Genomic DNA, 13,473 nt, shown 5'->3' with positions numbered 1-13,473 from the left:
GGTTTTTTAATTTTCGGTATCCGGTGTAACGTTCGACCATCAATTACGTCTAAAAGGATGAGGTGAAAAAAATGAAAAAACTATTATGGACATTATTAACAGCTGTTGCCTTACTAGTAATCACTGCTTGTGGTACAGGGAATGATGAAAATCAAGGAGCAGAGGAAAATCCTGATAATGAAACAAATGAAGTTGTTGAAGAAAACAACGAAACCAGTCATGCTGGTGATGATGAAGAAGCAGAAACAGATGAGCAAGTAACAGAAGATGATAGAGCTGTAATAAAAGAAGAGGCAACATACACTGGAATGCAAGATCCGCACTCTATTGAAGTGAAAACTGAGTCTGAAGTACTGGCATTGCAAATTTTAGATCCAGGTGTTGCAAATGTTGACTTCGAAGCAATTGAACCGGATACGCCAGTTACTATTGAGTACTATCAAAATGAAGAAGGACAAAACATCCTCACAAATATTGAATTTTAGTAAGAGTAAAGTGAGCTATTGAATTTTTTTCACTTAATTGTGTTAACGAAAATGCTAGAGAATGTCATTTTTGCTCGTGTTATTCTGACTTGAAACGAAGGTTTTACATGAAATGACGCAAAAATCAACAACATCCTATAATAAGAGCCCGCAGAAAAGCGGGCTCTTAAAATTTTATGCAGAATGTTTCACGAGTTTTGGGTTCTTTTGCATGGAAGCGAAGAGAAGAAACCCGCTTAAGAGTAGTAGTCCACTTGTTATGAGGAAAACGGATGAAATGCCGAAATACCCAGCGATAAATCCGCCCATAACAGGCCCAATAACATTTCCTAAAAAACGAAGGCTAGTGTTATACCCCAATACTTCCCCTTGCATGGCAATCGGTGCTTCCTGACGAATATAAGCTACCCGCACGGGAATGATCCCACCTATAGCGACTCCGAGTGCAAAACGGATGACGACAAGCTGCCAAATATTTGTAACAAACGCACCTGGTAGATAGACAAGTCCTGCTATAAATAATAGTACGATTAAAATTTTGATATATCCGTAGCGGTCTGCCATTTTTCCCCATTGACGAGCCATCATTAAATTTCCCAAACCAGCAGCAGAAAAGGCAATTCCAGAGAATAAAGCTAAATTAGCCGGACCATGAAGTTCACTTACATATAAAGAAAGAATCGGCTGAATGCTAAAATGTGCTATTTGAATCAAGGTTGAGATTAATAAGACATTTAATAACAGTGGATTCCGACTAATATGTTTAAAGACTTCTTTAGTCGTATAGGAGGTTTTTGTCCCTTGTACATCCTTCATTCTATACTCCTTTGTCGTCATGACAAGAGCGGCAGAGATGAAGATGGCGATTGAGGTCCATTTAAATGTGGCAGAATAACCGAAGGTATCCGCAAGTATACCGCCTAAAAGAGGACCTATTAACTGTCCTGTGATCGTTCCTGTTTGGAGAGTTCCTAACACTCTTCCAGCCATTTCTTTAGGCGTCTGTGTCGAGATAAAGGCTTGAGACATCGAGATGAAACCAGCAAATACCCCCATGAACATTCTTAATAAAAAAAGCTGCCAAACGGTATTCACGAAGCCCATCAGCAATATTGAACAGGCCATTCCAAATGCAGAAAAGATCAGGAGCTTTCTTCGTCCATACTTATCCCCAATCTTTCCCCAAAGAGGTGAGAAAATAAACGCGGTAACAAAGGTAACGCCGAAAGTGATTCCTGACCAATGTTGAACATATTGGTCGGAAAAATTGCCGAACGAATCAATATAAAGGGAGATAAACGGGAGAACCATCGTCATACTTCCCGCAATAAAAAAGTTTGCAAACCACATAATTTTAAGATTACGTTTTGCGATTAGTTGTTCGTCCATATGAACACTTCTTTCTAAGAAGAAATTTCGTTTTCCTAAATATTATAATAACTGAATTATGAAAAATTACAACAATTTTACTTGACTTTTAAGAAAACCTAGAATTGCCCTCCGCGATTTGTCCCTGAGAGTGCTCGGCTTTTTAAGCACATTTTAGTGGAAAGAAATTGAAGTAAATACTTGAATCATGCTTGAGTGCTCCATCTATTTACTATTTCCCTTTTTCCTTGTACTCTTATTTTTAAGCAGAACTTTTCTACGGGGGGAATGAAAGTGATTAAGGCTATTTTTTTTGATTTAGATGATACATTGCTTTGGGATCATAAAAGTGTAAAGGAAGCGTTTGTCGCAACATGCAAGGAAGCGGAGAGAAAATATGGCGTCGATTCGGAGGAGTTGGAAGAGGCTGTTCGACGTGCAGCAAGCAAGCTTTATGCGTCTTATGAAACGTATTCTTTTACAAAAATGATCGGGATAAACCCGTTTGAAGGGTTATGGGGGAACTTTCATGATGATGGTGATGAGAATTTTCGAAAAATGAAGGAGATCGTTCCCACTTATCGCAAGGATGCATGGACCCAAGGATTGTCGGCCTTAGGAATTGAGGATGCAGATTTTGGAGCACAACTAGCCGAACAATTTCCTTTAGAGCGTAAAAAGACACCATTTGTTTATGAGGATACTTTTTCTGTCTTGGACAAGCTAAAAGGGCAATATAAATTATTGCTTCTTACAAACGGTTCTCCTGATTTGCAAAATACGAAACTAGCGATTACACCAGAAATTGCTCCATATTTTGATGAAATTGTCATTTCAGGAGCATTTGGGCGGGGTAAGCCTGATCCTACTATTTTTGAGCATGCGCTCCAACTCATGGGAGTTTCCAAAGATGAAGCTATTATGGTCGGAGATAACTTGATGACAGATATACTGGGAGCATCGCGAGTGGGCATGAAATCCGTGTGGATCAATCGATATGATAAGGAAAGAAATGAAGTAGAACCAGATTATGAGATTCGCCATTTAGAAGAATTATTTCAGGTCTTGGAGATAGTAAAATAACAGTATTTAATGAGTATAAGGAACTCTCTCTCCTAAAAGTGAGGTTATGGAAATGCTAGAGCAAGCAAAACAACTACTACAGGCTCATTTCGGCTATTCATCTTTTCGAAAAGGGCAGGAAGCAGCAATTCAATCGATTTTGGCTGGTCAAAATACGGTCTGCATCATGCCGACTGGTGGAGGAAAGTCGATTTGCTACCAAATTCCAGCTCTCGTACTTCCAGGCACAACAATCGTCATTTCACCGCTTATATCGCTAATGAAAGATCAAGTAGACAGTCTTTTGCAAGTAGGAATTCCAGCGACTTTTATTAACAGTTCCTTAAGTGCAGAAGAAGCAACTGAACGGATGGAAGCTGCTATATACGGGGAGTATAAGCTGCTTTATATTGCACCGGAACGGCTGGAATCAAGTGCGTTTGTGGAGCAATTATCAGCGCTTGAGATCCCGCTTGTCGCTGTTGATGAGGCCCATTGTATTTCCCAATGGGGTCATGATTTCCGTCCAAGCTATCTGCAAATTCAAAGGCTTATCGAGCAGCTCCCTCAAAAGCCGCTAGTGATGGCGTTAACAGCTACTGCAACTCCGCAAGTTCGTATGGATATATGCAATACCCTTCATATTGATACTGAAAACACGATTATGACAGGGTTTGCCCGTGAAAATCTCTCTTTTCAGGTGATTAAGGGGCAGGACCGCTACGCTTTTTTAAAAGAATATGTTAAAAAGAATGAGCAAGAGGGCGGAATCATCTATGCCGCAACAAGAAAAACGGTTGATCAACTTTATGAAAAATTGGCGAGAGAAGGAGTTCGTGTTGGTCGCTATCATGCGGGTATGAGTGATGTAAATAGAAAGAGGGAGCAGGAAAAGTTCCTTCAGGATGAAACGGCGGTTATGGTTGCAACTTCAGCATTTGGTATGGGAATTGATAAATCGAATATTCGTTATTGCATTCACTATCAGCTTCCCAAAAATATGGAGAGCTACTATCAAGAAGCAGGACGTGCTGGGAGAGATGGGCTTGAAAGTGAGTGTATAGTTTTATATTCTTCACAGGATGTACAAGTTCAAAGATTTTTAATTGACCAGTCTGCTGAAAGAATGCGGATTGCAGGAGAACTGGAAAAACTGCAGGCAATGGTCGATTATTGCCATACTGAAAAATGTCTTCAGGTTTATATCCTTGAATATTTTGGAGAACGGAATGCATTGAAATGTGGGAAATGTGGAAACTGCACAGATTCCCGCTCAAGCGTTGACGTAACGAAAGAGGCACAAATGGTTTTATCCTGTATAATTCGCATGGGACAACGCTTCGGAAAGACAGCAGTGGCACAGGTTTTGACAGGATCGAACAATAAGAAAATGAAGGAATTGAGATTTGATCGATTACCGACATACGGGCTTTTAAAAGATATGAGTATAAAAGAGGCCAGTGACTTCATTGAATTTCTCATTTCGCAGGAGTTAATCGGGGTTGAACAGGGGCAGTTTCCAACGGTCTTTGTCACACCAGCTGGAAAAGAAGTATTGCTGGGCAAACAACAAGTATATAGAAAAGAAGTAGTTGAAGTAAAGCAAGTTTCTTCACAAGATCCTTTATTTGAAAAACTACGCCATATAAGAAAATCGATTGCCGATACGGAGAATGTACCGCCATTTGTCATTTTTTCCGATGCGTCTTTAAAGGATATGTGTGTAAAATTGCCGCAAACGAAGGAAGAATTTTTGCAAGTTAGTGGTGTTGGTGAAATGAAATTAGAGAAGTATGGAGGACCATTTATAAACGGAATAAAAGAGTTTTGTAAAGAAAATCCGGAGAGATCAAGGGAAAAACCGATACCATCCGCGTCTAAAAGAAAAAAAGGGAAGAATAATTCCCATCTTGAAACATATAAGCTGTTTAAAGAAGGGCTGTCAGTGGAGGAAATCGCAAAGACTAGGGAAATGGCAACGAGCACGATCGAGAATCACATCCAACAATGTATGGCGGAAGGACTGGATATTGTTGTGTCTGAGATTATTCCAGAGCAGTACTTGCCGCTCCTTGAGCAGGCGGTAAAAGAGGCTGGAACAGAAAAGCTGAAGCCGATTAAAGAGTTACTTCCAAATGAAGTCTCTTATTTAATGATTAAAGTATTCCTGCGTTCGTTCAAAACGAAAAATTCCCTTTAAAAAAGGTACTGCTCTGATTAGGAAGCTTAGTAAAGAGGTTTTAAAAGCTATATCTAAAAAAAGCAAGTGAAGCCTACATTTTTCACTTGCTTTTTGTAGATTATTTCAATCAGCTTCCGATTTTTCTTAGAATGGGAATGGCTTCTCGCATATTCGCGCAGACAAAGTCAGCAGAACTCGGATCACCGACACCATGCGGATCAATGAATATCGTTCCGCAGCCGAGGGTACGAACCGGGCGAATCTCGTTGATCCAATTGTCGCCAATACTAACGATTTCATCGAATTCAACAGAAAATTGATTTTTTATCTTTTCAAAGCGTTCAATTGTCCGCGTTGGTTTTTCTCCATTAAATATTTTCATATCAAATACCTGATCGAGTCCGATTTTTGCCAAGATCGCTTCGCTATCCGGTTGAGGGCTGTTCGTTAAAAGAACGAGTTTGACACTTTTATGAATGTCGGAAAGAACGTCTTTGAATCCGGCAATCGGCTTCATCTTAAACTCAGGTCCCATCATATATGTTCTCGTTTCAAGGAATGCGTCATAGCACTCTTTACTGCTTAGACCATAGTGTCCTGCAATAGCAGTAGAAGTCCACCAAGGGTCACCGATGCTTAGCATCGTTTCAGAATTGATTTCAATTGGTTCATGGTAGAGTTTTTTAATTTCACTAGATGAAAGCTTTTGTCCTTGCCAATCGTAAGCTTCCCGTACGATATTATCGAATTGAACGAGAATTAAGTCGTTGCTAGCATCGTAGACTCTGCCTATCTTAATCGGGTGTTCATTACGTTTTAGCGCAGCAACATCTTTTTCAAAAAGAGATTGCTTGTTTATAGGGAGCTTTTCCTTTAGCCTTTCTGTCTGGTAGTCAAAATGATGTGTGTCTTCGTACACGGTTCCGTCTAAATCAAAGACCAGTACTTTTACTTTCGAAACATCCATTAATTTTCACCTCTTTACTAGTTTAAAGAAGTAAGGTAAGTAAAGACAAGTAGAATTTGGTTTTAATCATGCTTTTACATGAAAATTACAATTTAGCGAAAAAAATAATTTTAAATTGTATTAAGTTTATTAAAATATTATGATAGGACATAGTGTTTTGGGAAAAGGGGATGTTTAGTCTATCTCATTTTAAAAGACTCAATAGCGAGTTAAATCAACAATAGTAGCAAGGAGAAAAGCAATGAAGACAGATATGATGGAAGTATGTCTGCTCGCTGGGAAAATTATGCTTCAGAGTGGTGCTGAGACCTATCGTGTTGAGGATACGATGATGAGAATCGCTTCTTCATTTGGGGCGAAGGAATCACATAGCTATGTAACACCGACGGGAATTATGTTTTCTATTGAATGTGAACAACCGACAAAAACGAAGCTGATTCGCATTACAGATCGGACAACTGATTTACATAAAATTACGTTAGTAAATAGTGTTTCACGCCAAATAAGCAATAAGGAACTGACCCTCGAGGAGGCATATCAATCGTTAAAAAATATTGAAAGCTCAACGCCTTCCTATCCAATTATCATTCAAGTTCTAGCTGCCGCAATTGCCAGTGGATGCTTTTTAATTATGTTTAAAGGGACATGGGATGATTTCTTTCCAGCCTTTGTAGCTGGAGGAACAGGCTTAATAACTTTTATTTATGCTCAAAGAATTGTCCCCATTAAGTTTTTCTCAGAGTTTGTTGCCTCTCTCATTATCGCGATCCTCTCTTGGATTTTTGTTTATACAGGATGGGGCTATGAGCTTGATAAAATTATAATTGGTTCGGTTATGCCCCTTGTTCCAGGGCTTGTCTTAACGAATGCAGTCCGGGATCTGATGGCGGGGCATTTAGTGTCGGGACTGTCTAAGGGAGCAGAGGCCCTATTAACGGCTTTCGCAATCGGTTCTGGCGTAGCCGTTGTCTTAACCTTTATATAGGAGTGTTGAAATGGTTGTAGAACAATTAATCACAAGTTTTATCGCATCTGCCGCATTCGGAATTATTTTTAATACGAAGAAGGCATCTTTAATAAAATGTGGAATTGTTGGGATGGCAGGTTGGTTTGTTTATTTTACAATGACTAGCAATGGGATTGATCCCGTTCCAGCATCGCTAGCTGGTTCCTTTGTTGTTGCGTTGATTAGTCAATTTTTTGCAAGGAGGTATAAAGCGCCGATTATTATCTTTAATGTTGCAGGAATTATTCCGCTCGTTCCAGGTGGGCTCGCTTATGATGCAATGCGTAACTTTGTGGAAAGCAATTATACAATCGGCTTAGGTTTAGCAGCAAAAGCAGGATTAATTTCTGGGGCGATCGCATTAGGACTCGTTTTTTCAGAAGTCATTAATCAATTGATTCGCAAGGCAAAGCTCCCTCCAAAAGTGTATTCAAAGTCAAGACTATAAAAGAACTTATCAAACGATAGGTTCTTTTTTTGTTCCCGTTTTGCGGCAGGAATTGTATGACTGTAAATTTTTTCACATAAACGGTGCGATTTTCGAGAAAAATATGGAATGATAAGCAATTAATAGAATGAACAACCATGCTGAATAATAGGATGATTAAATTGGTGACTTTAGTATATTTTGTGATGTATATCGGAATGCTTATTCTTATTTCACTTATTGATATGTTTATTTGGAAACAGTCTTTTTTTCAAGTGATCATAAGATTGTTTACATTGGATGAGGGGACGAATGAGTGGTTCGTAAGTGGCACTGCATTTATTGGCTTGATTTGTAGTATCGTGATTGATTATCGCTTAAGAAAAAATAAAGGGCAGAAGCAGCTATGAAGCAGCAAAAACTTATGGAAAAACTATCCTTATGGCAGTTGGCAGTATTGTTATTTACCTTTGAAATCGGGAGTGTTGCCGTAGTTGGAGTAGGAAATGATTCGAGGCAGGATGCGTGGATCGCCGTAGCGATTTCAACGTTGTTAGGAGCGGGCATTGTTTCGTTCTACATTATGCTATTAAAGCGTGCTCCTGGAAAGAATTTGTTCGAATTGATGACTATTTCTTTTGGAAAATGGCTTGGCAAAGGAATTGGACTTTTATATGTGTTTTATTTTTTTTACATTGCAGAGCGGGTATTAAGGGACTTTTGTGAGCTGATTACTACTGTTATCTTTGAAAATACTCCGATAGAGATTATCTCGATTACAATGATGGGTGTTATTGCTTACATGATTTATTTAGGTCTTGAAGTTTTTGGAAGGACAGGTGAGATTTTTATTCCATACGTGTTTACATTTACGATATTAATCGGATTTGCCACTTTTTTCTCAGGTGAAATGGATTTTAAAAATTTACTGCCTGTAATGGCGGAGGGGATTGGTCCGATTATTCAACACATCTTTCCAAGGCTGTTAACCTTTCCATATGGAGAATTAATTACTTTTATGGTGATTATTCCATATGTTACACAATTTAAAAAGGTCGGGAAGGTAAGTGTAATTACGGTTTTAGTAAGTGGCATGATCATTATTTATGGCACAGTTATCGAGATCGCAACATTAGGAACAGAGCAGTTGGGAAGAACGGTCTTTCCTTTATTATCTGCGGCGCGAGATATATCCCTATTAGAGTTTATTGAAAGAGTTGATTTGGTTGTTGTTTTTATTGTGATGTTTGGGATTATTACAAAGGTAAGTGTGTTTTTTTTTGCAGGATTAAAAGGATTAGAACATATTACAAATATTCCTTATCGTTATATGGTGTTGCCAATGGCCACGATTATATCCTACGGTACGATTTTAATTAGCGATAATTTTGCCGAGCATGTCGAAGAAGGAATTCGATTTATTCCACAGTATATGCATGTGCCATTTCAATTAATTTTGCCAGCGCTATTTGCTCCATTGCTCTTCTGGAGAACGAAAAATCAAAAAAAGGGGAGCGGACATCATGAGTCTAAGTGATTTCCTATTTAAGCGCAGAAAAAACAAAAAAGGGAATAAAGCTCCGGAAGAGGAAATTTTTCAAAAAGATAATATTTCCAAAGAGTATTTTAAAAGCTTGAACAAAAATAAAAAATCATTGCAAGAATTATTTAAAGATACGTTTGATTTCTCGTGTGATGACATCAAGTTAGGGGAATCAAAAGCTTGTGTTTGTTATTTAGGGACGATGTTAAACATTAATTCTCTTACGGACAAAGTTTTAAATGTGCCTCGAGAAACATCTGAAACGAAAAATCCAAAAAATATCGAAGAAATTCGCGATCGCTATTTTCCAACGATCGCATTTGAATATGCCGAAACGTTTCACAAAGTGGTTTGGCATATATTAAATGGATTTGCAGTGATTATGGTCGATGGTCAAGGAAAGGCTCTTTCATTGGAGATTGGCAATATCGAAAAACGGGCCATTACGGAGCCAAGTACGCAAACCATTATTCGCGGCCCAAAAGAGGCTTTTACGGAGGATATCAATACAAATATCAGTCTGATTCGCAAACGGATCAAAAATCCGTATTTAACTTTTGAAAGTTCTTATATTGGGGGAGATACGAAAACAACAATTGCTATAGGCTATATCTCAACAATAACAAATGAGGATATTTTGAATGAAGTGCGAGAACGAATTGAAAAAATCGAACTAGGGGCTGTGCTCGATTCAGGTAATATTGAAGAAATGATTGTTGATAAATCTTTTACTCCTTTCCCGTTGGTGTTCAATACAGAAAGACCTGACAGCATTTGCAGTCATTTGCTTGAAGGTAAAGTGATATTAATTGTTGATGGGAGTCCTTTTGTTCTCGCAGTGCCAAGCATCTTTACTGATTTTTTCCAATCGTCGGAGGACTATTATCAACCTTTTTTAATGCCAAGCTTTATTCGGATTATTCGCTATATGTCGTTTATGATCGCTTTAGTGCTGCCATCTCTGTACGTGGCATTGTCGACTTTTCATCAAGAATTGATGCCAACTCAGCTTTTGGTTAGTGTTCAAGCACAGAGAGAGGGAGTTCCCTTTCCGGCTGTAATCGAGATTTTTATGATGGAGCTCACGTTTGAGATTATGAGAGAGGCAGGAGTGAGAATGCCGAGGGCTGTTGGACAAACGGTTTCAATTGTTGGAGCTTTAGTAATAGGGCAAGCAGCAGTAGAAGCAGGACTAGTTTCCAACGTGTTAGTGATTATTGTTGCCTTTACAGCAATTGCTAGCTTTGTCTCGCCGATTTATAGTTTTTCCATTGCCACAAGGTTACTCCGGTTTGTACTCATTCTTTGTGCAGCAGTGTTTGGTCTTTATGGAGTGTTATTATTTCTCATTGTTATGGTCATACATCTTGTCAGTTTGCGCTCTTTTGGTGTTCCTTATTTAGCGTCTGTGGCACCGTTTAAGCTATCAGATCAAGACGATGTCTTTTTAAGATTACCCGCTTGGGCGAATCAAAGAAGACCATCTTATCTTTTTCCGAAGGCGCCAAATAAGGAAAAGAGAAAACAAAGACCAAGCCCTCCGCCAGTAAAAGGGGGAGAAAAATGAAAAAGCGCACTTTAATCCTGATGTGCATCCTGTCTTTAACACTAACAGGTTGTTGGGACAGCACAGAACTAAATGATGTTTCCATTGTGACAGGTATAGCAATTGATCCAGGTAAAGAAAAGAGATATCGGCTCACCGTTGGGTATGTAAATGCTTCGATGTTGTCTCCACAGCAGCCGACTGAAGGAGCTCCAGTTTCCATCATGTCATTAGAAGGGAATTCGCTGCCAGAAATATCGGCACGAATGAACATCGGGGTAAGTAGGAAGCTTGTTTTTTCCCATACAAGAGCTCTTTATATTAATGAGGAGGTTGCAATAAACGATGGGGTGGGGAGCTTTTTAGATTCTTTAGAGAGAAATCCTCAGTTTCGAAATGACTTCAATATTTTAATCACGAAAGGAGATCCAGCAGAAAAGTTTCCGACGATCAATGATCCAGTGGAAAAAGTACCGTCGTTAAAGGTTCAAAAACAAGTTAAATCGTTATTAGAAGGGTGGGGGGGAGACCCACGTGTACGTTTAACGGATTTTATTGATGCGATCGTTTCTCATGGGCGTTCTCCTGTTGCCAGTTCAGTGACTATCAAAGGGGATCCTGAAAAAGGAAAAAATGTAGAAAGTAATATGATGACAAAAGCACCGGCAAGAATTATGCTCGGTGGTATAGCTGTATTTAAAAAGGACAAATTAAGTGGTTATCTTTCAATGGAAGACACGAGAAACTATTTATGGACGCAAAAGCTTGAATCAACAATGGTTACTATCCCTTGTGCAAATCACGGTAAAGAACAGAAAGAAAAATTATTTTTCGATTTGGCCATTACGAATAATAAGTCTACCATTAAAGCTTTTTATAAAGGAGATCAGCCCCATTTAAAAGTTGATATTTATTCTGAGGCAAGATTAACCAGTATGCAATGCAAAGAAGACCTTTCAAAAAAAGAAACGTATCTTGATTTGGAGAAGAAGAGTAGTAAATATGTGAAGGACATGATTGTAGCTACGATAAAAAAAGTGCAGAATGAGTTTGGCCTTGATATATTTGGTTTTGGAGAAGCGTTGTATCGGCAAGATTATAAAAAGGCAAAAGAAGTTGAGGACAAATGGAATGAAGAGTTTGCGAGAGCAGATGTTGATGTTAATGTCCATGTAGCTATCCGCAGAAGCGGAATCCGAGGTAAAAGCTTCTTATCAGAGCTTCCTGCCAGCGAGGAGGAATAAGGGAATGCAGCTAGCTTTTTCGGATTATTTTCTGTATCTTTAGTATGGAAGTAGTTATTGTAAAAGGAGAAAATAATGAGTGAGTTAATACAGGAAAGACTGAAAGTATTTATTCAGGAAGTTTGGAAAACAGAACAATTTGGACGACCAACTCAAGTTCAAGAGAGTGCGATTCCGCTTATATTAGAGGGGAAAGATGTCATAGCCGAATCCCCAACAGGAACAGGAAAAACCCTTGCCTACTTATTGCCGGTTTTGAATCAAATTGACCCGGATAAAAAGGCAATTCAAGCAGTTGTTTTAGCATCTTCGCAAGAGCTTGTTATGCAAATTTTACAGGAGATTCAAAAATGGAGCAACGGAAGCAATATTCGTACCGCTTCTTTTATTGGTGGAGCAAATGTTAAAAGACAATTGGAAAAATTAAAGAAGCACCCTCATATTATTGCCGGAACGCCTGGGCGATTATTTGAATTGATCAAACAAAAGAAAATTAAAATGCATGAGGTAAAAACAATTGTTTTAGATGAAGGTGATCAACTTTTAACATATGAGCATTTACCAACTGTCCAAAATATTATCCGGTCCGCATTGGCTGAGCGTCAGGTTCTGCTGTTTTCTGCCACTTTATCAGCATATGTGGAGAAAGAAGCAAAGGAATTAATGAGGGACCCTGCAGTTGTTCGTATTGAAAAAGATGCGACGATTGCCGCTGGTACTGTAGAGCATATATATTTTAGTGCTGAGCAGCGAGAGAAGCTCAAATTGTTAGAAAAAGTCTCACGTTTACCTGATGTCAAAGCACTCGTATTCATAAAAGATATTGGAAATTTAACGGTAGCAAGTGAGAAACTCGCTTTTGCTGGTATTGAAACGGCTAGTCTACACAGTGATTTAAACAAAGATAAGAGAAAAAATGCATTAAAAGATTTTCGAAACGGGAAAGTAAATATGCTGCTCGCTACTGATGTGGCTGCAAGGGGTTTAGACATTAAAGGAGTAACGCATGTAGTTCATTTGGATTTCGCTAAGGATTTAGAACAATATGTTCATCGCTCTGGACGTACAGGACGATTTGGCGCAGATGGCACAGTCATCTCCCTTGTGACTGCCCGTGAAGAAAGAGAGCTCAAGAAATACGGACGGGAGCTCGGAATAGAAGTTATGCGAAAAGTATTTTTCAAAGGAGAAATAGTCAGTCCGGAAGATAGAAGGTAAATTTTACTTGCTGACGATTGCATGAGGTGAAGTACGACTACCAATACTAGTGAGTGAAGTACATTACTGAAGGAGTTGAGTTAGGTGGGCCGTACCAAAATGGGCAATGGCAATGCTGAACGCAACAAAAATAAACGAAAGCAAAAGGTAAGCTCAGAATTAGTTGAATTTACTCCAAAAAATGAGCGTAGCCAGAAGAGAATCGTCGATTAAGTGAGTAAAATTAAAAAAATTAGACCCCCTAAAGCTATAGGGGGTTTTTTAGAATGGAAGCAAGAATATAAAATGCCCTCATGAGGGGTTTGTCAAGAAAAGTGTGTAAGTTATTCTAGATACTTCTTTACACGATTCTTCAGGTGGGCATGAATTAACAGTTGATTCATGACCATAGCCCATTGTTGGATATGTCCGCCTTCCCATTTCTT

At 38.8% G+C, this 13,473-nt stretch carries 13 protein-coding genes; 11 read left to right on the top strand and 2 right to left on the bottom strand.

Annotated elements, in window-relative coordinates; translation table 11 throughout:
• Window positions 1-71: 71 nt before the first annotated feature.
• Window positions 72-485, top strand: a complete 414-nt coding sequence (locus PZE06_RS15585) for a hypothetical protein (protein ID WP_150948378.1) — start codon at window positions 72-74, stop codon at window positions 483-485.
• Between the two features lie 174 nt (window positions 486-659).
• On the opposite strand, the gene PZE06_RS15580 is transcribed toward PZE06_RS15585, so the two are convergent.
• Window positions 660-1,874, bottom strand: coding sequence for an MFS transporter (locus PZE06_RS15580; RefSeq protein WP_150948381.1), 1,215 nt, complete (start codon window positions 1,872-1,874; stop codon window positions 660-662).
• 273 nt (window positions 1,875-2,147) lie between these two features.
• Here PZE06_RS15580 and PZE06_RS15575 point away from each other — a divergent pair, with 273 nt between their 5' ends.
• Window positions 2,148-2,936 carry an HAD family hydrolase gene (locus PZE06_RS15575; protein WP_150948385.1) on the top strand — a complete coding sequence of 263 codons (789 nt, stop codon included), beginning with the start codon at window positions 2,148-2,150 and terminating at the stop codon, window positions 2,934-2,936.
• A 52-nt stretch (window positions 2,937-2,988) separates the two neighbouring features.
• Complete coding sequence (gene recQ, locus PZE06_RS15570) at window positions 2,989-5,115, top strand: DNA helicase RecQ (protein WP_150948388.1); 2,127 nt, start codon at window positions 2,989-2,991, stop codon at window positions 5,113-5,115.
• A 109-nt stretch (window positions 5,116-5,224) separates the two neighbouring features.
• Here recQ and PZE06_RS15565 read toward each other — a convergent pair whose 3' ends face one another.
• Window positions 5,225-6,064 (bottom strand): HAD family hydrolase, encoded by an 840-nt coding sequence (locus PZE06_RS15565; RefSeq protein WP_150948391.1) that lies wholly within the window; start codon window positions 6,062-6,064, stop codon window positions 5,225-5,227.
• Window positions 6,065-6,305: 241 nt separating this feature from the next.
• Between PZE06_RS15565 and PZE06_RS15560 the strand changes: the two genes are divergently transcribed.
• The 8 genes from PZE06_RS15560 (at window position 6,306) to PZE06_RS15525 (ending at window position 13,261) form a co-directional block, all read left to right on the top strand.
• Window positions 6,306-7,049, top strand: coding sequence for a threonine/serine exporter family protein (locus PZE06_RS15560; protein WP_150948394.1), 744 nt, complete (start codon window positions 6,306-6,308; stop codon window positions 7,047-7,049).
• A 10-nt stretch (window positions 7,050-7,059) separates the two neighbouring features.
• A complete protein-coding gene (locus PZE06_RS15555) occupies window positions 7,060-7,518 on the top strand; it encodes a threonine/serine exporter family protein (RefSeq protein WP_150948397.1) in 459 nt (152 codons plus the stop codon).
• A 164-nt stretch (window positions 7,519-7,682) separates the two neighbouring features.
• Window positions 7,683-7,907, top strand: a complete 225-nt coding sequence (locus PZE06_RS15550) for a hypothetical protein (RefSeq protein WP_150948400.1) — start codon at window positions 7,683-7,685, stop codon at window positions 7,905-7,907.
• Window positions 7,904-9,034, top strand: a complete 1,131-nt coding sequence (locus PZE06_RS15545; RefSeq protein WP_150948403.1) for a GerAB/ArcD/ProY family transporter — start codon at window positions 7,904-7,906, stop codon at window positions 9,032-9,034. The genes PZE06_RS15550 and PZE06_RS15545 overlap by 4 nt, the downstream gene beginning before the upstream one ends.
• Window positions 9,021-10,607 carry a spore germination protein gene (locus tag PZE06_RS15540; RefSeq protein WP_150948406.1) on the top strand — a complete coding sequence of 529 codons (1,587 nt, stop codon included), beginning with the start codon at window positions 9,021-9,023 and terminating at the stop codon, window positions 10,605-10,607. Before PZE06_RS15545 ends, PZE06_RS15540 begins: the two co-directional genes overlap by 14 nt.
• The gene (locus tag PZE06_RS15535; protein ID WP_150948409.1) at window positions 10,604-11,830 is read left to right on the top strand and encodes a Ger(x)C family spore germination protein; all 1,227 of its coding nucleotides are present in this window, start codon (window positions 10,604-10,606) and stop codon (window positions 11,828-11,830) included. Before PZE06_RS15540 ends, PZE06_RS15535 begins: the two co-directional genes overlap by 4 nt.
• A 75-nt stretch (window positions 11,831-11,905) precedes the next feature.
• A complete protein-coding gene (locus tag PZE06_RS15530) occupies window positions 11,906-13,048 on the top strand; it encodes a DEAD/DEAH box helicase (RefSeq protein ID WP_150948411.1) in 1,143 nt (380 codons plus the stop codon).
• A gap of 84 nt (window positions 13,049-13,132) precedes the next feature.
• Window positions 13,133-13,261 carry a hypothetical protein gene (locus tag PZE06_RS15525; RefSeq protein ID WP_263641561.1) on the top strand — a complete coding sequence of 43 codons (129 nt, stop codon included), beginning with the start codon at window positions 13,133-13,135 and terminating at the stop codon, window positions 13,259-13,261.
• Window positions 13,262-13,473 lie beyond the last annotated feature (212 nt).

It is taken from the genome of Robertmurraya sp. DFI.2.37 (genome assembly GCF_029211245.1).
Lineage (GTDB): Bacteria > Bacillota > Bacilli > Bacillales > Cytobacillaceae > Robertmurraya > Robertmurraya methanolica_A.
This window is presented reverse-complemented; position numbering and strand designations above follow the sequence as displayed.